General features: G+C 43.8%; 21 protein-coding genes. 11 read left to right on the top strand and 10 right to left on the bottom strand.

Features of this window, described 5'->3' with window-relative positions; translation table 11 throughout:
* Positions 1-434 precede the first annotated feature (434 nt).
* Positions 435-1,331 (top strand): LysR family transcriptional regulator, encoded by an 897-nt coding sequence (locus ASL11_RS07695; protein ID WP_056612016.1) that lies wholly within the window; start codon positions 435-437, stop codon positions 1,329-1,331.
* A gap of 322 nt (positions 1,332-1,653) precedes the next feature.
* Here the strand turns inward: ASL11_RS07695 and ASL11_RS07705 are convergent, their stop codons facing one another.
* Positions 1,654-2,244, bottom strand: a complete 591-nt coding sequence (locus ASL11_RS07705) for a hydrolase (RefSeq protein ID WP_235550422.1) — start codon at positions 2,242-2,244, stop codon at positions 1,654-1,656.
* An 880-nt stretch (positions 2,245-3,124) separates the two neighbouring features.
* Here ASL11_RS07705 and ASL11_RS07710 point away from each other — a divergent pair.
* The 6 genes from ASL11_RS07710 to ASL11_RS07735 all read left to right on the top strand — a co-directional run bounded on the left by ASL11_RS07710 (position 3,125) and on the right by ASL11_RS07735 (position 8,116).
* Positions 3,125-4,075: a ring-cleaving dioxygenase gene (locus ASL11_RS07710; RefSeq protein ID WP_056612022.1), complete on the top strand. Its 951-nt coding sequence runs from the start codon at positions 3,125-3,127 to the stop codon at positions 4,073-4,075.
* Positions 4,076-4,179: 104 nt separating this feature from the next.
* Complete coding sequence (locus ASL11_RS07715) at positions 4,180-4,806, top strand: nitroreductase family protein (protein ID WP_056612025.1); 627 nt, start codon at positions 4,180-4,182, stop codon at positions 4,804-4,806.
* Positions 4,807-4,831: 25 nt separating this feature from the next.
* Complete coding sequence (locus ASL11_RS07720) at positions 4,832-5,530, top strand: pirin family protein (protein ID WP_056612029.1); 699 nt, start codon at positions 4,832-4,834, stop codon at positions 5,528-5,530.
* Positions 5,531-5,550: 20 nt separating this feature from the next.
* Positions 5,551-5,877 carry a hypothetical protein gene (locus ASL11_RS07725; protein ID WP_056612032.1) on the top strand — a complete coding sequence of 109 codons (327 nt, stop codon included), beginning with the start codon at positions 5,551-5,553 and terminating at the stop codon, positions 5,875-5,877.
* 49 nt (positions 5,878-5,926) lie between these two features.
* Positions 5,927-6,925, top strand: coding sequence for a type I glyceraldehyde-3-phosphate dehydrogenase (locus tag ASL11_RS07730; protein WP_056612036.1), 999 nt, complete (start codon positions 5,927-5,929; stop codon positions 6,923-6,925).
* 105 nt (positions 6,926-7,030) lie between these two features.
* On the top strand, positions 7,031-8,116 hold the full coding sequence (locus ASL11_RS07735; protein ID WP_056612040.1) for a low temperature requirement protein A: 1,086 nt from the start codon (positions 7,031-7,033) through the stop codon (positions 8,114-8,116).
* Between the two features lie 470 nt (positions 8,117-8,586).
* Here ASL11_RS07735 and ASL11_RS07740 read toward each other — a convergent pair whose 3' ends face one another.
* Genes ASL11_RS07740 through ASL11_RS07755 form a run of 4 tightly spaced genes read right to left on the bottom strand, consistent with a single transcriptional unit; the run spans position 8,587 to position 12,608 of the window.
* A complete protein-coding gene (locus ASL11_RS07740; protein ID WP_056612043.1) occupies positions 8,587-9,690 on the bottom strand; it encodes a GerAB/ArcD/ProY family transporter in 1,104 nt (367 codons plus the stop codon).
* Positions 9,690-9,926, bottom strand: a complete 237-nt coding sequence (locus tag ASL11_RS07745; protein ID WP_056612046.1) for a hypothetical protein — start codon at positions 9,924-9,926, stop codon at positions 9,690-9,692. Before ASL11_RS07745 ends, ASL11_RS07740 begins: the two co-directional genes overlap by 1 nt.
* Before the next feature lie 7 nt (positions 9,927-9,933).
* A complete protein-coding gene (locus ASL11_RS07750; protein WP_056612048.1) occupies positions 9,934-11,154 on the bottom strand; it encodes a Ger(x)C family spore germination protein in 1,221 nt (406 codons plus the stop codon).
* Entirely contained in the window at positions 11,151-12,608 is a 1,458-nt protein-coding gene (locus tag ASL11_RS07755) for a spore germination protein (protein ID WP_056612051.1), read from the bottom strand. The genes ASL11_RS07750 and ASL11_RS07755 overlap by 4 nt, the downstream gene beginning before the upstream one ends.
* Positions 12,609-12,953: 345 nt before the next feature.
* Between ASL11_RS07755 and ASL11_RS07760 the strand changes: the two genes are divergently transcribed.
* Complete coding sequence (locus ASL11_RS07760) at positions 12,954-13,577, top strand: TetR/AcrR family transcriptional regulator (protein ID WP_056612054.1); 624 nt, start codon at positions 12,954-12,956, stop codon at positions 13,575-13,577.
* 73 nt (positions 13,578-13,650) lie between these two features.
* Positions 13,651-14,856, top strand: a complete 1,206-nt coding sequence (locus ASL11_RS07765; protein WP_056612057.1) for a YhgE/Pip domain-containing protein — start codon at positions 13,651-13,653, stop codon at positions 14,854-14,856.
* Between the two features lie 202 nt (positions 14,857-15,058).
* Here the strand turns inward: ASL11_RS07765 and ASL11_RS07770 are convergent, their stop codons facing one another.
* Both ASL11_RS07770 and ASL11_RS07775 read right to left on the bottom strand, forming a co-directional pair.
* Positions 15,059-16,093 carry a sensor histidine kinase gene (locus ASL11_RS07770; RefSeq protein ID WP_056612060.1) on the bottom strand — a complete coding sequence of 345 codons (1,035 nt, stop codon included), beginning with the start codon at positions 16,091-16,093 and terminating at the stop codon, positions 15,059-15,061.
* A complete protein-coding gene (locus tag ASL11_RS07775) occupies positions 16,090-16,761 on the bottom strand; it encodes a response regulator transcription factor (RefSeq protein WP_056612063.1) in 672 nt (223 codons plus the stop codon). Before ASL11_RS07775 ends, ASL11_RS07770 begins: the two co-directional genes overlap by 4 nt.
* A gap of 189 nt (positions 16,762-16,950) precedes the next feature.
* Here ASL11_RS07775 and ASL11_RS07780 point away from each other — a divergent pair, with 189 nt between their 5' ends.
* Together ASL11_RS07780 and ASL11_RS07785 are read left to right on the top strand one after the other, a co-directional pair.
* A complete protein-coding gene (locus ASL11_RS07780; RefSeq protein WP_056612066.1) occupies positions 16,951-17,718 on the top strand; it encodes an ABC transporter ATP-binding protein in 768 nt (255 codons plus the stop codon).
* Positions 17,705-19,630 (top strand): ABC transporter permease, encoded by a 1,926-nt coding sequence (locus ASL11_RS07785; protein ID WP_056612069.1) that lies wholly within the window; start codon positions 17,705-17,707, stop codon positions 19,628-19,630. The genes ASL11_RS07780 and ASL11_RS07785 overlap by 14 nt, the downstream gene beginning before the upstream one ends.
* Here ASL11_RS07785 and ASL11_RS07790 read toward each other — a convergent pair.
* The 3 genes from ASL11_RS07790 to ASL11_RS07800 form a co-directional block, all read right to left on the bottom strand.
* Positions 19,592-21,169 (bottom strand): HAMP domain-containing sensor histidine kinase, encoded by a 1,578-nt coding sequence (locus ASL11_RS07790; protein ID WP_056612071.1) that lies wholly within the window; start codon positions 21,167-21,169, stop codon positions 19,592-19,594. The two genes, ASL11_RS07785 and ASL11_RS07790, sit on opposite strands and share 39 nt — an antisense overlap.
* Entirely contained in the window at positions 21,166-21,864 is a 699-nt protein-coding gene (locus ASL11_RS07795) for a response regulator transcription factor (protein ID WP_056612294.1), read from the bottom strand. Before ASL11_RS07795 ends, ASL11_RS07790 begins: the two co-directional genes overlap by 4 nt.
* Before the next feature lie 88 nt (positions 21,865-21,952).
* Positions 21,953-22,759 carry a hypothetical protein gene (locus ASL11_RS07800; protein ID WP_056612074.1) on the bottom strand — a complete coding sequence of 269 codons (807 nt, stop codon included), beginning with the start codon at positions 22,757-22,759 and terminating at the stop codon, positions 21,953-21,955.
* Between the last annotated feature and the right edge of the window lie 711 nt (positions 22,760-23,470).

Genomic DNA, 23,470 nt, shown 5'->3' on the forward strand with positions numbered 1-23,470 from the left:
CTACGCCTAAAATGGGTAATAAATTGAATCTTGAAGTGATTACAACACAATAAGCCTTCCGCCTTCGCACTTCTTGCCATCAAGCTAACGTAATCACTTGGAGGCCGCTGAAAAGTCTCCTGTATAAAAGTAAGGTACAGATTTCTTCGTTTTTGAAGAGACTGTACCTTTTTTCTGTATAATTAAGAGTTTTAACTAAGCGGATGGTTAGGGATAATAAAAAACCAAATTGATGATATTGCATAGCGTTCTTAACGCACCAGCCCTAAAATCTAGCAACCCTCACCTGAAATCCAGCGGATATATTACATGACAGATTCCTTGATATAATGTTTACAAAGTTGAGCAACATCCGATCACACTCATCAGCACCAGCAGGCAAATGCTTAAGTGCGTTACAACTTTATTGTGAAAATAGGAGTGAATTAATCTTCATGTTCAGACAATTAGAATATTTCATTCAAATTTGTAAAGAAGGAAGCTATACTAAGGCTGCAGAAGTTTTAATGATTTCTCAACCTACATTAAGTCAACAAATCCGATTTTTAGAGGGGGAAGTTGGAACTCCTTTGTTTGAGAGAGAGGGTAGAGGGGTTAAGATTACAGCTGCCGGGGAAATACTTTACCAAAAAGCTCTTTTCGTGATGAGGCTCATTGAAGAATCGAAGAAAGAAACTTATGAGTTACGCAATACTCGAACAAAAAAACTTTTGCTAGGCATCCCATCTATGGATTTTTTTTATTTAATACCCTGGATTTTAAAGTTCCATGAACAATATCCTGATATCACATTAAAATTTGCCAGTGCAGAGAATACATCACAGCAATTATTAAATGGTAGTATCGATATTGGCATTACCGACAACCATGAACCAAATAAAGAAATTCATATGATGCACCTGTATAAAGAAGAACAAGCATTGGTCGTTTATGAGGATCATCCGTGGGCAGATCGAACCGTTATTTCTTTTCAGGAGCTAGAAGATTTAGATTCTGCCTTGTTTGTTAGGGAGATAAGTTTAATCGATCAACTTCATATATGTAGCGATAAGATTACCAAATCTTTGCAATCAAAGTTCGAGTCAACTTCTGCGGAAATTCTTCTTTTTATGGTAATGCATAAGATGGGGGCAGCTATTTTACCTGCTTCTTTAATTGAAAGCTTTTTTGGTCAGAAATTGAAAATGATTCGTCTTGTAGATCCAACGCCAGTTCGTGAGATCAAGCTTATTTTTAAAAAACATCATTATAACAATCCTTCGGTTCAAACATGTATCGACTTTTTTCTAGAACAATCAAAAAAGTTGGCCGACTATGGCCATTACAAATAGGAATTTAAAAAAAGCTTCCTCAAATTGCTCTCTAGCCCAACACAAACATATATTTTCATGCTCTCCAATATTTCTTTTGCTTCGTCAGAATATGTTTGATCACCGAACATTTTATGGAGCAGCATATAGTCATTGTATTCGTCTAGCCATTCGTTTACCTGAATTGGTTTCACTTTTCATCCAATCCCTTCCTATGGCTTCATTTATCAATTTATATAATTTCCTAGTATCTTAAATTTAACACGTATTGAAACCATTCAATTGATTGATGAAAAAAATTCACGAAGTAATATTTACTTCGTGAATTTTGAATGCTTATCGATTAATGTCCCTCATTACCGCCAAACATTTCTTGGGAGTAAATAATACCTAATCCATAAGCGCCACCGTGTTCTTTAGCAATATCTGTTGTCGCTTTGTACGTTTCAGAACGTGCCCAATCACGTTGCAATTCAAGCAGGTACTGTTCCCATGTAATTGGTGTTACACCAGCTTGTATCATTCGCTGAATGGCCATGTCGTGAGCTTCTTTTGATACACCACCTGAAGTATCGGTAACAATATATACTTCATATCCTTGATCAATCGCGGAAAGAGCAGCAGATAAATCACAAACCTCTGTCCATAGACCAGAAATGACTAGCTTTTTATTACCATAGCTGTTCACTTTATCTACAACACGTTGATCCTCCCAAGCATCCATTGTTGTACGGTCGATTGGCTGCTGATCAGGGAATACGGCTTGGATTTCCGGGAAAATCGGTCCGCTGAACGACTTTGCAGCTACCGTTGTTAAAACAGTTGGAACATTGAAAGCTTTAGCTGCCTTAGCAAGTCCAGTTACATTATTACGTAACTCTTGGATGTTAATCGACGATGTAGCAAATGCCATTTGTGGTTGATGGTCGATCATAAGTAGCGTATGGTTCGTTGGCGTCAGTAATCTTGGAGACGGAACCGCCTTTGCCTGAATGGCTTGCTTATCTTTGCTAGCGGCAGTCGCAGCCGGCGTTTCTGCTTTTGCAACGATCATATTTCCGAATGCGCTTGTCGATACGACAGCAGTTAAAAGTGCTAGCGTTGTTACTGTACGGCTTGTAAGTATTTTTTTCATGGTTTTTGGCTCCTTTTATATTGAAATATTAGATACCTTTTCAACTTGTTTATATTTTGGTAAACATGCTGCCCCTTCGCGCCTCAGAGGTTTCAACCGGAGCATCTGCTACAATGGGTGCATTGTATACTTTTGCCTTTTTAGTCAGTCTCTGTCTATCAGCACTTTGCATAGCGAATAACAAATGTGGTTAATGGTCAATAAGGATGATGGCAGAGTTACCTGCAGTAAGCAAATCGATTTTGTCATTAATCATGTAGAATCCCACCTTTCATTTTATTAGTTACGACAGCATCTGAAACAACTAGTTATGAAGTCCGTTGCATGTTTCTATCGTATTGAAACGTAATATATCAATCAATTCTCTTTTTTCTATACGTTCTATAGATTAAAATTATAGTATCGTTCCTCAACATACCCGATAATCTTAAAAGTGGTAGGCCATTCCAAAAGTCATTTAATTGACTATTGGAATGGCCTCTTTTAAATAAAATTATAAACACTGATAAACTGCTATCATTATGCATCTATATAAAGTATAGATATGCTTCTATTAGCTTCGCCCATATAGATATAGCTAATGACTATACATGATATAGAAATAATGAAATTGTTCATTAATAATAATTTCAATATGATAGGACAAACAGTTAAAGATCATGCGAGGAGTGTTGGCAAAATGGAAAAACATACAGATGGGATCCATCATATAACGGCTTTTGTAATGAATGCGCAAAAAAATGTGGACTTTTATGCAGGGGTACTTGGCCTGAGACTTGTAAAGAAAACGATTAACTTCGACGCTCCGGAAGTTTACCATTTATATTTCGGTAATGAATCAGGTCGTCCCGGTACCGTAATTACCTTCTTTCCATATGAATTGGGTCGTAAAGGACGTATTGGTGGAGGACAGGTCGGTATAACAACATATGTCGTTCCTTTAGGTGCACTCGATTTTTGGAAAGAGCGCCTAGAAAGCTTTCATGTTTCTTATTCTTTAAAGACAAGGTTTAATGAGAATTACTTAACATTTTCAGATCCGGATGGCTTACAGCTAGAGATTGTGGAGCGCGAGGAAGGGGATTTGAGTCAATGGTCGTTCGGTGGTGTTTCAATAGATAAAGCTATCAAAGGTTTTGGCGGCGCTGTCCTTTATAGTACCGCTCCCGAAAAAACGATGAATGTACTAGAGCAGGTCTTAGGTCTTCAAAAGGTGGAACAAGAAGAAGACTTTATTCGCTATAAATCGAAGGGAAGTATTGGTAATGTTATTGACGTAAACATTGCGGCAATGGGGTGGGGCATAAGTGGAGCCGGTACGGTTCATCACATTGCATGGCGCGCAAAAGATAATGAAGATCACGCTGCATGGAGAACTCATGTTGAGCAATACGGTCTTCATCCAACACCTATTATCGACCGGCAATATTTTAATGCGATTTACTTTCGTGAAGAAGGCGGCATTCTCTTCGAAATCGCTACAGATCCTCCCGGATTTGCAGTTGATGAGAAGCCAGATGTATTAGGTGAAAAACTAATGCTTCCGGAATGGTTTGAGGCTAACCGTGCAGAAATCGAAAAAGGTTTATCACCTATCCAAGTACGTGTATTGGAGTCAGAAAAGGAATGAATGAAGAATTTAATGAAGATAAGAAGATGTTTTTTCCACGTCTGCAAGCAAGGAGTAGGACAAGAATTAGTTAGGCGAGTAGTTTCCGAGAGGAATGTGTTCAATTGAACGATTTTATTTCAGTGGTTAAAGAGCGAAGATCTGCAAATAAATTTATTCCAGGAAAAGAAATATTTGAACGAGAGCTTGACGAGATTTTTAATCTTGTAAAATTCTCCCCTTCGGCATTTAATTTACAGCATACTCATTATGTGGTGGTAAATGACCCCGATGTCAAAGAAGACGTATATCAGGCTGCATTTAAACAGTATAAGGTTCAATCGGCATCGGCAGCAATTCTAGTGCTTGGCAGCATGGATGCCTATAAGGATGTAGCAAGAATAAATGAAGGATTTCTTAATCTAGGAGTTATTAATAAACAAGAATACAATATGACTATCGAATCGGTTACAAGATTTTATGAAGATAGAGGGGAAGGCTTTATGCGAGATGAGGCAATTCGTAACGCTTCCTTATCCGCACAATTATTTATGCTCGCTGCAAAGGAAAGAGGTTGGGATACATGTCCAATGATCGGTTTTGATCCTGTATTAATGCGGCAAGCACTCCACATTCCTGATCGATATGTGCCTGTCTTATTGATTGGTATAGGTAAGGAGGATACCTCCAAACAACGGCCTCGAGGTTATCGTAAACCCGTTCGTGAGTTCGTTAGTTACAATCAATTTTAAAAAAGCTGATAAGGGGAGTTTTAGAATGATCCAAGTATTCCCGGCCAATTCCCGGTTTAACGTAGATCATGGATGGCTGCGCAGCCGTTTAAGCTTCTCGTTTGGCAATTATTATGACCCAAATAATACCGAGTTTGGGGTTTTGCGAGTATGCAATGACGATGACGTAGATCCCGGCAAAGGATTTGGTGCCCATCCCCACAGCGATATGGAGATCTTGACAATAGTACTTGCAGGATCCGTTCGTCATGAAGACAACTTGGGTAATGTGGAAGTAACAACAACTGGGGAAGTGCAACGAATGAGCGCGGGGTCCGGAGTCGTCCATGCTGAATACAACGCTTCGCAGAGTGAGCCGATGCGAATCCTTCAATTGTGGTTCATGCCAAATCAACGAGGATTAGATCCTTCCTATGAAACCCGTAGGTACAATTCGGAGAAGTTAAAGAATGCCTTACTCCCCATCGTTGATCCACAGGGATCAGAGCAGATTGTTAAAATCCATCAAGACCTAACGCTCTATTTATGCAGGTTGGATAAAGACAAAAATATTACCTTTCGGCAGGAAGAGGAACGCCGTATATTTCTTTTCGTCATTGAGGGACGAATCGCAGTGAATCATACTCAATTAGGTGAAGGGGACACGGCGCGAATCGAATCATTGTCTCACTTGAGCATCATGGCGGGGGAAGATGCATATTTAATGCTGATTGACCTTCCATAAGAACGAATAGGAGGGTTTGTATGAAAGAGGTACTTGTTGTTAGGCACTCCGTTGGAGGCAGGACATTTATTCATACCGGACAAAAACCCATGGAATATTCGGTGACACCTATTGGTCAGGGTTGGAGAATTACTTTAATCATTACACAGGACGTGGATATTCATGAGATTCTCCATTGGAAACAGGAATTAAATGTATTTCTTTTTCGGGAATTCGATGACCAACCTGTGAAAAAAATTTGGTTTTATGTTAAAGATGGTCCTGTGACGTACGATGATCTGCTCAAGCGGATTACTATTTTCGCCGAGTCTCGGATCGAGTATATTCCAAATGAATTTGGCATTTAAATTATGGATGAATAAGAAAATTTTATTCAACAATCTATGGAGGTTATCTATGGGCAAAATAGGAATATTTGGATTTGGGCGTATTGGAAGGCAATTATTAAGAGTCGCTTTGCAAGATCAACTTTTTGTTCCGGTTTCAATTTCAGATATTAAAGATGTAGCGATGCTTGCTGCTCTTTTCGAAGTGGATACTAACTATAAACGCTGGCCAGAATATGTCTCCGGACGGGATGGTCTAATGGTTATCGGTGGACGGGAAATTCAGTTTATCAATTCGTCTAAAGAAGTTCCGGATTGGAAGGCCTTGGATGTGGATCTGGTAATCGACTGTACAGGCCGAGCCGTTACCCGTGCTATTGCTCAACTCCATTTGGATCGTGGTGCAAATCGAGTACTGGTTAGTGGGCCAAGTAAGAGCCTTGAAGATTGTGATGCTGTATTGCTAAAAGGGATAAATCTGGATAGTTTCGACCCGGAAAAACACAAAATCATTAGTATGGCGAGTTGTACGACAAATGCATTGGCTCCAGTAGTCAAAATCGTAAGAGAAAACTTCGGGATCAAATACGGTCTATTCTCGACAGTCCATTCCTATACAAACACGCAATCACTTACGGATCAGCCTATGAAGGATCGCCGGGATTCATGGGCCGCTGCGGAAAATATCATTCCCTCTTCATCTGGAGCCGCAAGGGCCCTTAAATTCATATGGGATGATTTACAGATTACAGGTAAGGCATATCGAATTCCGACTCGTACTGGAAGCATTGCTGAATTAAACCTTGTTACGGACAAACCGTGTACGGTACAACAAGTAAACGATATTTTCCGTAGTGCCGCTACAGATGGCCAGTTGAAGGGAGTCTTGGATGTTTTAGAAGGTGAATGGGCATCTTCCCGTATCGTAGGTGATTCCCATTCCTCCATCATTGACCTTCCTCTGACGCAAGTACAGGGAGGACTCCTATCTGTCGCAACATGGTACGATAACGAATGGGGATACGCTTCACGATTAGCTGAAGTTGCGGCTTATTTAGTAGATAAATGATAATGCTATATCAATAAATAAATTGAGGGCTATCGAACATTACACCGATAGTCCTTACCTCATTATTAAGTGAACATCGCGTCAAATAAAGGGAGTTTTGAAGTTATGGTTGAGAAAAAAGTAACCTGGTTGGAGCTTTTTTACGATCTACTTTTTGTATCAGCAGTATCAAAAGCGAACAGTGTCTTAATGCATGCCGATTACGGTACCATTTCCATTGAATATTTAACTAAGTTTGTTCTTATTTTCATTCCAATCTGGTGGGCATGGGTAGGACAAACTCTATTTAATAATCGTTTTGGGAAAGATATCGTTACTCATAGAGCATTTATGATCCTCCAACTATTTTTTGTTTTAATTATGACAGCAAGCCTATCCATTAATTTCGATCACTTCTATATTCCCTTCTTTGTAGGCTACATTGGCTCGAGAGCACTGACAGCTACTCAATATCTGACGATACACAAAGCAACAGGCACACATCAAATGACCGCTCGATACTTAGGGACTCGCTTTTGGATTGGAATATTGATATCAACTTGCTCGCTTTTCTTTGATTCATGGTTCCGTTACTTGATTTTGTATGCAGGAATTGCTGTAGATATTTTGCTACCACTAATCAGCCGACGGTACCTGGTGAAAACACCCATACATACCCATCACTTATTGGAACGCTTTGCAATGTTTACACTTATTCTTCTTGGTGAATCAGTTATCAGTATACTTGCTGTTTTGCAGTTAAGTGATTGGACCATGCCATCCATTTTGTTTACCTCATTTACATGTATATTAGTTATTGCCATGTGGTGGCAATATTTTAACAATATTGAAAGGAAAGTAAGCAAGGAAATACAAACTGTCGGCCAAACGATTATTTATGGTCATCTATTCATTTACTTATCCATGAGTATGATAGCTGCTTCAATCCAATTGTTATTTAAGGAACAACTGAATTATCCATTCATGTTGGCTTTTATTTTTGGTTCTGTACTTCTTTATTTTTTTTCTACATCACTGGTTTTCAACCGGTATAGAAATGGACATCTACAGCTGAGGCACTATCATTTGCGGATATTCTTAGGGATAATTGGGTGTTTTATAGTGGTGGACTTGGTTTTTCATATGCCTAATTATGCAATCATTGGAGAAATGATGGTATTTTTTATCGTATACGCTAAATTAACGACTTGAGGGCGATCTGAGTGAAACAAAGTGATAGCAGCTGCGTCAACTACAATTTAAGAGGAGTACGCTAATCGTTTACATCACGGGATCACGGTCCCACGGGCAGAGACGTTCGCCCCCGGCTACCATTACTAAACCTCTAAAATACAAAAGAGGTCAACCAGTAAAAACTGGTTAACCTCATAATACGAACGGGCAGATTAACGCAACTTTCAGTGTATTTCCAGAGTCTAAAATATGGGATTATTTGTAATGCTGGAGTACAGAGGGATGATTATATGCTGATGGAAGAAGAGGTCACTGTATTACTGAGAATAGGCTTAATTTTTGTAATGATTCCTGTCGCAAATTCCGACCATTTGCTCGTTCAAACAATGTGCTCCGTCGCTAGCGATAAACGCAAGAATAGGACTTGCATCTTCATATGGCTTGCCGACATACCCATTCACATTCCTTCACCCGGCATGCTTACCATGCTAATTCTCTTTCCTTTTGGAATTCTTTGCTCTTTTAAAAATGCCGACCACCCAGATCAGGATGGGAAAAAAAATCCCGAAGAACATCGAGTAGAAGGGCCATACCTGGAGAGAGGCCGTGTATTCCGCTGTATTGTCCCTGATGATATTCGCCATGACCAGAGCGATCAAGGATAAGGGAATTAGCAAGGGCCGCGGATCCTGCATACCGAGAACAATGGCCATTCCGTGAACAGACACATGCAAAAACAATGACAAGCGGTAGAAAATGGTGATGTACCACAAGACTGCGACTAATACTTCGAATCGTTCATAAAAGTCACCGATACTGATCGTACGGACGGCAAAGTAGCTTGGGTACATTACATTCGAAACAACACCGTCGCTGAGAACGCATATCGTCAGAATCGTCATAAGAAGAAACATACAGCCGCTCACCAAGGAGCTTTTAATAACCGCTGTTTTCCATTTGTGGGCTTGGCGAATGGATGGCATCAGGAAGAGGAACAACACCGTTTCAGCGTATGGAAATATAAGCATCGAAAATGCAGCAAGAAGGATGGGTTTCCATCCGTGTTCAAGGACAGGCATTAGATTGGACATTTCCGCACTTGGAATGAGCGAGGCATAACCGAATGCGAACAGCAGCATCACTATAAAAAACAAAATCTCCGCTGTTCGCCCGATAACAGCCGTACCGGAGCGGACGATATAGATGACAGCAGCCATCATGAGAACCAGAATAGCTTCAGCAGGTGTCTCAGGAATGACAGAAGTCGTGAGGAAGTCGCTTAGATCCCGCAGTACCAGAATATAAATGAGATAGGGGTAACCTACAACAAATCCAAACAGCAGAAATTTGCCTCCAATCCGACCGAACAGTTCAAGAATATGGTCGCTGATGGAGGTTTCCTCGAGTTGTTTGGCAATGGCTGTATAGAGAGGCAATATCAGAAAAAAAGCACCGATTGCAAACAAAACGGATAGCCAAGCATCCTGCTCCGCTGTGCCTGCAAGCACTCTGGGGAGCAGCAGAAATGCACTGCCCAATTGAAACAGAATAAACCACATTGCAGCTTGCCTAGTGGTCATGTCTTGTTTCATCACGAAGACGCCTCCTTCCATACGTCAAGAAGTTGGCTTAAAGGCTGAAACAGCGTGTTGATCCCATTCATGGGACTCGGTATTTCCACATGAAGCAATCGCAGTATGCCGAGTGTTAATCCAGCAGCTAGAAGAATAGCGCTGGAGATCATTTCCCTGTATCGTTTCAGTTTCTTCAAACTGCGATATTCCAAGAGCGCCGCCACGAGGAATAGAACTAAGATAGGAGCTAGCACTGTTTCCTCACTCCTTTTCCGTTGGATTTTCTCCGAAAGTATTGATTATTTTTCCATTCTTACGAAGCTTGTAATCGATCATAATTTCAACCGGCATTTTCTTGAATATCTGATTCCAGTTTGCTTTCCATTTGGACCACTGACGTGGATACTTTCGATGAAAAGCTTCCCCGAATCCAAAAATATCCGAGCCCATGGATTGCGCTTCGCGGACTCCGTCCTTAAGAATCTTCCTCAGATCTTCCCGGGCAGCTTCCTCCATTGCAAGAAATATGGCTTCATTGTTCAGACCAACCGGACAGCCGCTTTCTCCTAAGTTTGCTTCTATTGTCGCATCCAATTGGATACGAGGTTCTTTGTTATGAACGGATGGAACGATCTTGACCTTGGAACGCGTGACCTCCACAACAAAATCGCTTTCTGATTGAGGACACTTAACACTGCCGACAGTACTTGATACTTTATTGGTAATATAGTTGTATGCCTTGCTGTCCGACTCATTCAGCCACCCGACCAGTTGATCACCTCGGAAAACGCTGACTCCGAAATATTTGAATTCCGAAAGTCTGGTTGGTTGTTTAACATTTTCCAGTGTTTTGCCCTTCCTAACATCCCCGACGATCTCTCCCCAGGTCAATACAGGTTCAACACCGATTTTGGTCAGCTTTTTCATCATTTCTGTCACCTTAACGGCTGATGTAGGAGCCCATACCTTCTCTGAGACCTTTAACGTCTTGTACAAGCCGATGGAAGGAAGCATCTCGGTCGGGGTGATGAATGAAACAACATCCTTGGCTGAAGTGCCTTTAGTAACAACCATATAGAAATCCGGCCGAACCTCGTGATCACGAAAGAGAAAATCCAGCGGCTCTTTGATACCCTTCCTTGCTGTCTGTTCGTCAAAAATGACTAACCGAATATGCGCAAGATACATTTTTCGAGCTGATTTTGTCGTTATTTTCCGAAAGGCTTCAAATATTGTCGATGCTTTTTGGGAAAATACAGAGACGGATGAACGGTCCGATCCACGGTTTCGAGACATTTGCGATGGCTCAGCGACTTGCACAGATACTTCATACTGACCGTCAGCCGAATCTATTCCTACTACCAAAACAACCGCAAGCTCGTTAAGTTCTCTGCGGTTCCAGCATCCAGTTAACAGCATTATCAGTACCCCCATACAAATCAAGAGACAGAGTGGCGACTGCAAGGACGGGGTCCGTCTCATGATTGTTGTCTCCGTTTTGTCTTCCGATTGCCCGAGTACCAGAAGGGAAAACGAAGGATCGCATCACTCTGTTCGTCGCGGTTGTATGGAGCAATCGGACTCATATAGGGCATATTAAATGAACTTAAATTACATAAATGCACGACTAAAATGATAAAACCGACCGTCAGTCCGTATACGCCGAAAGTTGCAGCTAGGACCATGAACGCAAAACGGATGATGCGGATCGGAATAGACATAGCATAGGAGGGAATGACAAAACTTGCAATTCCCGTAATGGCAACGATAATAACCATTGCTGCAGATACGATGCTTGCTTCTACGGCAGCTTGCCCGATCACAATCGTGCCGACGATGGAGACGGCTTGTCCGACGGTGCGTGGCATGCGAATGCCAGCTTCCCTCAGAATTTCAAACGTAATTTCCATCAACATCGCTTCCACGAAAGCGGGGAATGGAATGCCTTCCCGTTGTGCTGCCAGACTGAGCAGTAAGGTCGTTGGCAACATGTCCTGGTGATAGGTCGTCAGCGCGATATAGATAGATGGTGCAAGCATGCAAATAAACATGACGATGTAACGCAGGATACGAATGAATGAGCTAAAAATAAAAGACTGATAGTAATCTTCAGCAGATTGAATGAAATCAACAAAGAATGAAGGTACAAGTAAGACAAAGGGGGTCCCATCAATAAATATGGCAATTCTCCCCTCCATGATCCCCGCTGCAATCGTATCCGGGCGATCGGAATTGTAGAACATAGGGAAAATCGTCACTTGCTTCTTGCCGTGCAGAATCTCCTCCAGATATTCGCCTTCTAGAACACGTTCCTGATGGGCATTGCTAAGCTGCTCAACCAGTTGATGTATCAGCTCCTCATCCGCCAAATCATGGATATACATGATAGCGACATCGGTTTTGGACAGTCTGCCGACTTTAATCGTTAGGACTTGCACGTTTACATTCTTCACTCTGCGACGTACTAATGTGGTATTGGTACGCAGCGATTCGGTGAAAGCATTTTGCGGTCCTCTGACGACGGTTTGAGTTTTCGATTCAGAGATTGCGCGGTCTTCCCAGCCCGGCAGGGAGATTATGATTCCAGCGCTGAAACCGTCCAGCAGAAGTAGCAATCCACCGGATAAAACATGTTCCAGGGAAGCTTCAATTGTTGTTACTTCGCTGACTTCACCCGCATCAAGCACAGATTCCTTAATCATTTGGACTGTTATAGCACCGGCAGGGCTTCGGTCGAGAAGAGCGGATATGACGTTGTTCTGTACCGTTTGCATATCGACCATGCCATCCAAATAGAAAAGCGCTGCTCGATGATGAGTCCCAATGGTGACCTCGCGGACAACGAAGTCTGAACTTTTTCCCATGAAGGAATGAATACGTGCCATGTTGTCTGGAAGATGCGAAGAAAATTCGTGGTCCGATACTCGTTCAATCATGAATAGCCCTCCTTACTACATTATTATTACCAATAAAAGGGGGTTCAATCAGAAGGGAGGTACTTCACGCGTCCGCTTGAAGCAGATTATATTTAATTTAGGGATTTTCTTATCTCAGCTTTGTTAACAGTATGTATTCGAGGGATTTTCATGTCGTCGAGCACGTTATTGAGGTATTTTCATGTCATGAAATTCTACGCTTTTAATGATTGTAGGGACTTTCTTGTCGCTAATGATGGTATTTTTTTCTTGTCGTTAGACTTTAACCTCTTGCTTTTACAAAAAAAGTGGTCTATAATTCATTACACGATCGTTGAATGAAATAATGAGAGCGAGATTACATGTATGAAAAGAGTGCCCAAAACAAGCCGCGATCATCAGGCTGCCGAACGTAGAGAGCAAATCTTACTTGGTGCGAAGCAACTGTTTGCGGAGCATGGCTATCACGGGACGTCGATTCGCGCAATGAATAAGCATATCGGGATCACAGATGGCTTGTTGTATCACTATTTTCCAGGAGGAAAGCAGGAGATACTGGAGACCATTTTCCATGAGGCTCAGAAAGATCGCATGGAGCTGATGGATCAGTTGATTAAAGGGATTCATCCAGGTCAGCCGTTGGAAGAAGCCTTATATCTTTTTATCTCAAGATTGGTGGGTACCCTCATAGGGGATCCGGATTTTATAAAAATAATGCTGCGTGATTCAGATAATATCTTATCTGAGGATAAGAATTTTATGACCCAGCTAATCATGCAGCGCCACCAGGCGTTAACGGAAGCTCTGATGAAAAGAGCTGAGGCTGAAGAAATCCGAGAGATGGACTTCCGCTTAGCTGCCAAACAAGTTATTTCCGTTGGTATGATGGCCGTTCTCGGACAATTCACAGCAGTGAATATGATAGAAACCGATGTCGATAGTTATTTGAAAAATATGGTCGCTTTCACCGTATCACTTTGGAGAAAGTGATTCTTTTTTAGTAATTTCGTTCACGCAACGTTGAATGAAATATATGAAATTATGAATCTGAGGGGGCATTACTATGAATTATTTTTTTAAACAGAAACATCCGTATTTAGCCATCATTGTAGTTTTTCTTGTTATTCTTCTATTAGGTATTGCGCAACTCGGCTCTACTGTGAATCCAACGCCTAAGAATCTGCCCGTGCTGCTCGTTCAAATGGATGCAGGTGAGAAGCTTCCAACCGGGCAAGAAATGAATTTCGGTAAGCTGATTCAGGAGAAAATAACGGCTGCCCCAGCACAAGCTGATAATGTATCGCCACTCAAATGGACGACTTTAGCCAGCGAAAAAGAAGCTATCGATGCGATGGACAGAGAGCAAGCCTATGCGGCAATCATCATTCCGGCAGACTTCAGCCATAAGCTAGCTAGTTTATTATCTCCTGCGCCGCAGGCGTCATCCTTAACACTTTATATAAACCAAGGGATGAATAACACTGCTGCTACGATGGCAAACGGCGTGCTGACCCAGATTATGAATGGCGTTAACGGTCAAGTAAGAGAGCAACTATTAGCACAAGTTAGTCAAAAAGGCGGCACTCTCACCGTTGATCAAACCAAAGCGTTCGCCTCACCAATCGTCGTAACAAGCAAAAACATCAATGCCGTTGGCACGAACAGCGCGAATGGGAACGCACCTGTTGTGTTGACCCAGCTTGCTTGGTTTGGAGCTATGGTGACAACCTTATTCCTCTTCATGGCTGCTGGTAAAGCTACCCAAACAGGCTCACGCTCGCATCGCTTCGGTATTCAAGTTTCCCAATTGCTCAGTGGTGTTGTCATCACCGCAGCTTCTGCGGCCAGTATTCTACTTGTAGCAGGACAATGGTTGGGCTTATCCATCCCAAGTTACTGGGAAATGGGGTTATTCCTTACTTTTGTAGGTTTTGCCTTCTTCCTGTTACAAACGGCCGTTGTCAGCTGGCTTGGTTTAAAAGGTGTACCATTGTTCGTGCTTGTGTTCTTCTTCGGCGCACCCGTGCTTTCCCTGCCAGTCGAATTATTACCATCTTTCAGCCAAGACTGGCTGTACTCGTGGCTGCCTCTTCGTTTCGCTGCGGAAGGACTTCGCGATTTGTTCTACTTCCGTCAGAACTTGAATTTGAGTAGTCCGATGTGGACGTTAGGCCTCATTGGTGTCGTGGCTATCGTAGTTATTTTCTTATCTCTGTTGAAAAAACACGAGCAACCGGTAGTTAAGGTTGAGGCTTCACGTTCTATGTAACACAGTCTGTCTGTTGTAGATACCACAGAAATGTGATTTGGGCGAAGGAGGGTCACCCTCCCCACCATATCCACTGAGTTAGTAGGTCATTAATGGGGTTAAATAACCTTATCCAGTGGCCAATACGAGGGCCGATGACAAAAAGCCTCCAACCTGACACCCAGGTTCGGAGGCTTTTCGCTTTTTCGTCTTTTTATCAACATCAACGCAAATCATTATAATGCTGTATCTTCATGAAGTGTATGGTGACCGTAGTCCCCTCGCCAACCGCTCCGGTAATCGACAGATCATGACCAAGTTTCAGCGCCATTTGTTTGGCTAAGTAGAGTCCCATTCCGGTGGAGCGGCTGTGCGTTCGGCCATTTTTCCCCGTGAAGCCTTTATCGAACACGCGACCTAGTTCAGCGGGATCAATCCCTATCCCTGTATCTTGAATAATCAACCGCTTCTCGGAGTCGGTTTCCTCTGAACGGAAGGTGATGCTCCCACCATTGTCGGTATAGGTCAAAGCATTCGCCACGATCTGATTCACGATGTAGCCCAGCCACTTGCTGTCACTGTTCACATTGTGGGTCAGCAACTCCATGTCGGGACGAATCCGTTTGGAGATAAACAGCTTGGCCACCTTCTTGACACTATCCTTCACAAGGGCGGTCAGCGACAACTCTGAGATGAAATAATCTCTGGAAAAGGAGTCGATACGCGAGTAGTAGAGCGCCTGCTCGACATAGCTATCGATCTTACTAAGCTCATCTTCGAGCTTGTCTATGAGATATTCCGCGGTCTTGCCGGCGCGGTTCTCCATGATGAGACGGCTAGCTGCGATAGGCAGCTTCACTTCATGAATCCAAGAGAGGATGAATTCCTGATGATTCCGGATCTCCGCTTGCAGGAGATGTGTTTCGTTGGCTTGATCCTTAGACAGCTGAGTTAACAGCTGTAGATAGAGCTCTTGCTCATTGGTTTGAGGCTCGGGCATTGCCGCGATGGCCCAATCTTGATGTTGATTTTTGCCAAGAAACTCATTTAGTTCCTTGTAGAAGGACTTCCGATAGAAGTAGCCAAAGGTTATATAGAGGGATGCGAACAGAAAACAACCTGCATTCGTGTAGGCGATATTATTCAGGGCGGCCTGCCCTTTTACACTGACAAGCATAATCATTGAAATGAACAGCATGGTCACCGCATACATCCCTATGAAATAGCGTTTATCCTTTAAATAAGAGAGAAAACTCATAGGATCATGTACCCTTGCCCTTTCTTGGTGGTGATGAAATCATCGCGTCCAAGTTCTGCAAGCTTTTTGCGCAGGCGGGTAATATTAACGGTTAACGTATTATCGTCAACGAAACTTTCATCCTCCCAGAGGCCTCGCATCATCTGCTCTCGGCTAACTATAGCGCCTTGATGCTGCATGAGAATGGTGAGAATTTTGAATTCGTTCCGGGTAAGCTCTGTTTTCTGATCCCCACAAGCGATGTCACCATCCTTCAAATTCAGGACAACACCATTATGGGCCATTACGTTAGCTGATGTCTCCATATAGGAGTAGGTTCTGCGCAGCAGAGCATTGATTTTCGCCACGAGGACGTCGGTGTAGAAAGGTTTCTGGATAAAATCATCGCCACCCATATTCATCGACATGACCATATCCATGGGTGTATTTCGAGACGAGAGAAAGAGAATAGGGACATTCGAAACTTCCCTGATCTGTCGGCACCAATAGAATCCGTCGTACGCCGGTAAATTAATGTCCATCAGGACGAGATGGGGATTTTCGTTCACATAAACGGTGAGCACGGCGTCGAATTGCTCGATAATAATCGTTTCAAACCCCCAGCGGCCCAGTGCTTCAGCCACCGTATCCCGTATCGTTTTATCATCTTCCACGATCATAATTTTCACAGATAGTCGATGCCTCCTTAAGGAACGAATGAGCCGATTATACCACTTCATCAGAAATGGTAGCATAATCATGACAAAATTGTAAGGTAACGCGAAGGAGTTGTAAGTTACTTCGATGGTTGCATGATCCCGGAGATAGTAGGATAGAGGTATCAGGAAGCAAACCATGTTATTGGAGGAATAACCGATATGAAAACGATCGTTGAAGCTAAGCAATTGAAGAAAGTATACGGCACCAAAGGCAATGTATTTACGGCGCTGAAAGATATCGATTTAACCATTACCCAAGGTGAGTTTGTAGGTATTATGGGACCGTCTGGATCGGGCAAAACGACACTGCTGAACATGTTAGCCACAATCGACCAGCCAACCTCAGGGGAAATCATGGTTGACGGAATTAGTTTAATGAAGATGAAAGAGGCAGAGCTGGCGAACTTTCGCCGCGACAAGCTGGGCTTCATTTTTCAGGACTACAACTTGCTCGATACGTTGACGGTGAAAGAGAACATCATTCTCCCACTTGCCCTAGCACGAATGAAGGTGGCTGAATTGGAGCGCCGCGTAGAGGTGATCAGCAAGAAGTTCGGCATCGATCCCTTGCTGGATAAGTACCCTTACCAAATTTCTGGTGGGCAAAAGCAGCGAACAGCCGCATGCCGTGCCATCGTGTCAAACCCCAGTCTTGTACTGGCCGATGAGCCGACAGGGGCACTGGATTCCAAATCTGCGACAGAACTTCTGGAAAGCTTGCAGAGCTTGAACGTGCAGGATAAATCAACCATTCTCATCGTAACGCATGATGCTTTTGCAGCCAGCTATTGTACACGTGTTGTCTTTATTAAAGATGGTCAATTATTTACGGAGTTAAATAAGGGGACGTCTTCGCGCAAGGAATTCTTCAACAAAGTCATGGATGTGCTCTCGGTGCTAGGGGGTGGGGCAAGTGACCTTATTTAGTTTGGCTAGAAGAAATGTTATCGGTAATCTCAAAAATTATTTGATCTATTTCATCTCCATGATTTTCAGTGTCGTGATTTATTATACGTTTGTTTCTTTGCGCTACAGTGAGGAGATTGCGGCGAATGTGCAGAAATGGGAGGGCATGAAGTCCGTTTTCACACAAGCTTCGATTGTGCTCATCTTGTTCGTTGCGGTGTTTATCTGGTATTCCAACTCGTTTTTCACCAAAAAGCGAAAGAAAGAAGTAGGCTTGTACGCCTTGCTCGGCGTAAGGAAGCGTAAGATTGGCACCATGTTATTTTATGAAAATATGATGATGGGCATTGGCGCCGTTGCGGTGGGCATTGTGCTGGGGACTTTACTATCCAAGCTGTTTGCGATGATGTTCCTCAAATTGCTGGATTCAGCTGTGGAAGTCAGTTTCAGTATTTCCTCGGAAGCGATTGTGAACACTTTGATCGTATTTGCCATCATTATTGTCGTCACTTCGATCCACAGCTATCGCTTGATCTATCGCTTCCAGCTCGTGGAATTGTTCAAGGCAGAGCAAGAGGGGGAACAGGTTCCGAAGCCATCGGTTTTCTCAGCGGTATTGGCCATAGCCCTATTAATTATCGGCTATTGGACGGTGTTTCAGCCTATGACGACTGGGGCACAAATGGGAAGGAACTTCCTTATTATCTTCGGCACTTTGATCGCCGGCACGTATCTGTTATTCCGATATGCACTCATTTATATCTTGAAAATCGCCCAAAAGACGAAGTCTCGGTACTATAAAGGTATGAATATGATCTCTACGGCGCAATTGATTTATCGCATTCGAGGCAATACGCGAATGTTCACGATGATTGCGCTGCTCAGCGCACTAACGCTTTGTGCGGTTACGGTAGGCTCAAGCGCCTATTTCACGATCACCAAGGAAGCAGAGGAGGAAGCTCCTTTCAGTTATATGCACATTTCACAAGGGGCCAGCTTCGATGGTCAAGTTAGCGCAATGTTGGAGCAGGATAAAGAACATCCAATCGAAGCTAAGCTGGATGTTCCCATTATCAGAGTTACGGCAGATATGACGAACTTCTTCTATCATCCATCAAGTCATTCGCCAAGTTCAGTTCCCATCAAGCTGGTGTCAGCCTCCATGTACAATCGCACCTCAGAGACGTTAGACAGAGAGGGTCAAGTTGTACTCCAAGATCAAGATATCGCAGTCATTCAGCCGAGATATTCGACGTTTACCTTGAATGAAGTGAAGGGAGATACGATTTCTTTCAATGCTCAGGCAGGCAAGCAAACGCTAACTGTTCAGCAGTTAATCGTAGGAAGAATGCTGCCATGGAGCTTCCCGGATCTCGTCTTCATCGTGAGTGACACGCAGTATGCCAAGCTGCTTCCAGGATCAGACGAAGTGACATACAAAGGGTATGTCGTCAAGAATCAAGGGTCCACGAAGCTGACCTCTAATGCCCTGATGAAGCTGAAAACAGATCAGAACGGGCTGTCCTCCTACTATTATCAATATCGTCAAAATTTGGAGTCCGCTGGCATGGATATATTCACATTGGGCTTCCTAGGACTTGTCTTCCTAGCCGCGACGGGATGTATGATATATTTCAAACAGCTAACGGACGCCAACGAAGATAAAGAGCGCTATGCGATGCTGCGCAAAATCGGTGTAAGCCGCAAAGAAATTAGGACGACGATTGCCAAACAGACCCTGTTCGTGTTCATGCTGCCGCTCATACTAGGCGTCCTGCACAGCATCATGGTTCTCAAGGCGCTAACAACGATCCAGCTGATTAGCGGAGAAATCTTAATCCCGGTTATAACGACGACGATCCTTTATGCAGCTATTTATTTCTGCTACTTCGTGCTATGTCTCGGAGCCTCGAACCGTATCGTCAGCAGGTAAAATGGTGAACGTGACGCCATCACGTTCATTCTTAGCCTGAACGCTCATCCCGTGATGATCCATAATTTGTTTCACGATGGCCAGACCGAGACCGAACTGCCCCTTGCCGCCAGTGCGGAATGGCTCAAACAGATTATCCGCAATCTCTTGATCTAGGAGCGGGCCATCGTTACTCATCTGAATGTCAAAATAAGGAGCGGGGCTCATGCGGATCCGAATGCAAGTCTCGGCATAACGAAGCTGATTATCGAGCATGTTTTCCAAAGCGATCTTCCATTGTTCCTGATCTCCCAGGAGCGTGTGAGGAGCTAAGTTCAGTTCCCAGGTGATCTCAGGACGTTTATAGCGGAGTCGTTCTACAACATCTTCGATAACTGCTTTGATTTCAAAAGCATGGAAAGGCTTCTCTTTGGCCGTAAAATAATTCAATTTGTTCAGCAATAACAGATCGCGAATGCGCTTCTCCAGCCGTTCGCCTTCTTTCATAATGACGCCTAAACTTGCACTTAACGTGCCTTTCGGAAAAACACCGTCCTGAATGGATTGCGCATAACTGCGGATCACCATGACCGGTGTTTTTAGTTCGTGCGACGTATGCTGCAGGAAGAATTGCTGTGCACGATCTTGCTTCACAAGCCGCTGCCGCATTCCTTCAATGGCCTTGCCTAGGCGGCCAATTTCATCTTTACGGCGGCCCGTGTCGATGGGCTCATGCCAATCACGCTCGGCCATGCGTCCCACATGCTGTTCCATCTGAACGAGGGGACGCGTGAAATACCGAGCGAGCAGTAAGCAGGGGAGCCAGCTGATCACGATAAGTCCAACCATCAATAGGATCAGTCGGACGAACATCGACATGATGAGATCATTGCGGTAGTTGCCCCAAGCGTAGGAAACGATAAAGTTAGGTGCTCCTTGAACGATCTCTTTGCGAATGACATAAAAGATACTGTTATCATCAATACTGCGTGTATACTTGGCAACGGGCTGCATCTGGGCTAAAGCATCTTTCTCCATGGCCGCCATGAACGGCTCTGCTGAATGGAGTGCTGTCGTAGTAGCAGCTGTAGCTGCTACGGCCTCAGCTGCTTGTGTACCGCTAATGGTAAAATGCCGAATAGAAGGGCCGGTCAGTGTTCTTTGAAAAGGAGCTGTTATCTGGGCGGAAAGTTTAGAAACTTCGGTCAATGTGGGAACAGAAGCGCTCGATGAATCTCCCATTTGCACGATACTGCTTCCGTCGGCGTTAGGGACAACTAGGACGCGACTTCCAAGCGATGGATCGGATCCTGAGATGGATGTCATATTCATAGGCTGTGGTGATAGGGGGATAGCGAAAACAGGACTCACAGCTCTTGTTGCTTCCACTTGGAGACCACTTTGGGTATCCATCAAAATATTATAAAGCTGCTCGGTGAAAAAGCCCTTTAACGTCCAAGGCAATAATACCGCGAGCAGTGTGAAAATGAACAAAGTCAGCGCGGCGAAGGCTCCCCATAATTTCATGGCGAGCGGCCACTGGCCTAGTCGAAGACTCATGCTTTCACCATCCTATACCCGTATCCGTATACGGTTTCTAAACGCATGTCGGGCAGCTTGCGGCGCAGTCTGCGTACTAAATCATCAACGACACGATCCGTGCCGAAGTAGTCGATGCCCCAAACAGAGCGCAGCACTTGCTCCCGTTCAAGCACATGTCCTTGATGTTGAATGAAGTAGAGCAGCAGCTCGAATTCCTTTGAAGTCAAATCGAGTGTAGCACCCTCGCGATCGGTTACGGTGCGAGCGGGCTCATCGATCGTGTAAGTAGCTAACGTAGTGAGCTGTGCGCGGCGCTCCATGGATGCCGTTAGCGCGCTGTTCCCTTGCCGTTCATATACACGTTCTAGCAGCTTGCGACAGCGGATAACTAGCTCGCGTGGCAGAAACGGCTTCGCCAAGTAGTCATCGCTTCCAAGCTCAAGACCTATAATGCGATCGATATCCGCATCGCGGGCCGAGATGAAGATCACGGGTTGTGATGGTTGATCGGCTTTAATCTCTCGGATGAGCTGGAAGCCATCTACGCCTGGCAGCATAATATCGAGGACCCACAAGTCCGGCCGCTCCGAGATTGCTTCTCTGGCTGAGGTCCCATCGGGGAACGAACGCACCTGCCACCCCTCTTTCTCCAAATATGCGGCAAGCACGCCTCTTAAATGCTCTTCGTCTTCTACTAAAAAGATGCTATACATCGTATCCCTGCCTTCCATGCCTTCTATAACATGAGGAAAAGTGGAGCCGAATCGCATGATATGCGATCGGATCCACCTTACTTAACATTTATTTTTTCTCAGCTTCTGTTGCTTGCTGCTCTTTGATTTTTTTAGTGATGTCACGCATGTCTTCTGTTCCCTTTACAAAATCCTTCAACAAATCTGGCAAGATCGCACGGATCGCTTCTGCATCATCCGCTTCTACCGCATCTGTTAATTTTTGTTGGAGTTTCATGCTTTCAGACTCTACGGGCTTTGCTATCATTATATCACTCGCTACACCAGCCTCAACTGGAAGAAGACGGGTAATCTGCTCTGGAGCTGTTCCATCGGACTTCGTTATGGTTGTAAAGAAGCCATTTGTAGGACGAGCTGCCCCTTCTGGAAGATCTTTGATCTCTACAGCTGTGAGAGTAGGTAATGAAGGCAAAGCTTCAATGGCTTTTCCGCCTTCAAATGAAGTAACGAAAGTAGCGCCTTCAGAAGGGAATACTTGTGTGCCACCATCCGCAGCATCTTTACTTGAAATCGTTACTGTCTGAGCGAAGGAAGGCTTCGGCAGATCGGCTTCTGCTTGCTTCCGATCGTCGAGTGCTTTCTTCCAGTCAGCAAGGGTATCTGGTGCGTACGTAGTGGCAAGCATTTTCAAATAGTTGCGCTCATGAGCAGGTTGGTTAAGCAAGCCTGCACTCGAAGAGCGGAAGTGAAGGGCTGGCACTGCTCCAACAGCCTTTACCATTTGTACGGCTTTGGCGGTGGGTGGTGTTTCACTTGTTGTATCTGCCGCAGAGGCACTTACTGCACCGAATGCGATGGTTGTCATAATAGCTAGCAGGCTCGTTTGAACGGCGCGTTTTTTCCATGTTGTTTTCATAGTTTGAAAACTCCTTTCGATTTATGTAGCAATGCAGGGATGGTTGATTTCCCTTACACCCTTACTGTACCGAAAGATTATGGACATCCTATCGTAACATTGTGGGAAATTGTGTGTGTGAGAAAACACCACCCTGGGGGGACAGGAAGGTTTGTATCCTTCTTATACCAAACGGGTGGTGAGTATTTGCCGGTGATATTTGATCAGATATTGGGAGCTTTCCAATGGCTAATGATTGGGGAATATTGGGGGAAATAGGTTATAAGGAAATGAAAAATAGTGAACAATAACACCATAAGTTTCCCAGGAAGGGAGCTCCTATGGTTTTTCTATTGTATAGCTTCGTTACTTTCTTCGTATTTGTTTACTTTATGAAATATCAAAAAAAACATCTGTATTCGTTAGAGATCTTTTTTTACTGGTGCCTAGCTTCTTTGCTAATTCAAAACCGGTCTGCTATTTTTACGATGAATATGAAAATTGTTGTGATCCCGCACTCGATTATGTTTGAGTTTTCGCATGTGCTCATACGCCTAGTGTTGTATCCATTAGTTACGCTGTTCTGCTTAAATGAAATTGCCGCCGCTGCATCCAGAACAAAAAAAACATGGGTGATCATCAAATATTCGGCATTGTTGTTTGGTTTAGAATGGATTTCCGATTGGTTAGGTGTTTTTAAACACATGAAACCCTATTTATTTTGGTCGGCTG

This window comes from Paenibacillus sp. Soil750 (assembly GCF_001428045.1).
In the GTDB taxonomy this organism is placed as follows: domain Bacteria; phylum Bacillota; class Bacilli; order Paenibacillales; family NBRC-103111; genus Paenibacillus_E; species Paenibacillus_E allorhizoplanae.

Coding starts and splice junctions, on each gene's coding strand:
- ASL11_RS07695 (WP_056612016.1), top strand. CDS start 435: ATGTTCAGACAATTAGAATATTTCATTCAAATTTGTAAAGAAGGAAGC.
- ASL11_RS07705 (WP_235550422.1), bottom strand. CDS start 2,244: ATGATCGACCATCAACCACAAATGGCATTTGCTACATCGTCGATTAAC.
- ASL11_RS07710 (WP_056612022.1), top strand. CDS start 3,125: ATGGAAAAACATACAGATGGGATCCATCATATAACGGCTTTTGTAATG.
- ASL11_RS07720 (WP_056612029.1), top strand. CDS start 4,832: ATGATCCAAGTATTCCCGGCCAATTCCCGGTTTAACGTAGATCATGGA.
- ASL11_RS07725 (WP_056612032.1), top strand. CDS start 5,551: ATGAAAGAGGTACTTGTTGTTAGGCACTCCGTTGGAGGCAGGACATTT.
- ASL11_RS07730 (WP_056612036.1), top strand. CDS start 5,927: ATGGGCAAAATAGGAATATTTGGATTTGGGCGTATTGGAAGGCAATTA.
- ASL11_RS07735 (WP_056612040.1), top strand. CDS start 7,031: ATGGTTGAGAAAAAAGTAACCTGGTTGGAGCTTTTTTACGATCTACTT.
- ASL11_RS07740 (WP_056612043.1), bottom strand. CDS start 9,690: ATGAAACAAGACATGACCACTAGGCAAGCTGCAATGTGGTTTATTCTG.
- ASL11_RS07750 (WP_056612048.1), bottom strand. CDS start 11,154: ATGAGACGGACCCCGTCCTTGCAGTCGCCACTCTGTCTCTTGATTTGT.
- ASL11_RS07755 (WP_056612051.1), bottom strand. CDS start 12,608: ATGATTGAACGAGTATCGGACCACGAATTTTCTTCGCATCTTCCAGAC.
- ASL11_RS07760 (WP_056612054.1), top strand. CDS start 12,954: ATGAAAAGAGTGCCCAAAACAAGCCGCGATCATCAGGCTGCCGAACGT.
- ASL11_RS07765 (WP_056612057.1), top strand. CDS start 13,651: ATGAATTATTTTTTTAAACAGAAACATCCGTATTTAGCCATCATTGTA.
- ASL11_RS07770 (WP_056612060.1), bottom strand. CDS start 16,093: ATGAGTTTTCTCTCTTATTTAAAGGATAAACGCTATTTCATAGGGATG.
- ASL11_RS07780 (WP_056612066.1), top strand. CDS start 16,951: ATGAAAACGATCGTTGAAGCTAAGCAATTGAAGAAAGTATACGGCACC.
- ASL11_RS07790 (WP_056612071.1), bottom strand. CDS start 21,169: ATGAGTCTTCGACTAGGCCAGTGGCCGCTCGCCATGAAATTATGGGGA.
- ASL11_RS07795 (WP_056612294.1), bottom strand. CDS start 21,864: ATGTATAGCATCTTTTTAGTAGAAGACGAAGAGCATTTAAGAGGCGTG.
- ASL11_RS07800 (WP_056612074.1), bottom strand. CDS start 22,759: ATGAAAACAACATGGAAAAAACGCGCCGTTCAAACGAGCCTGCTAGCT.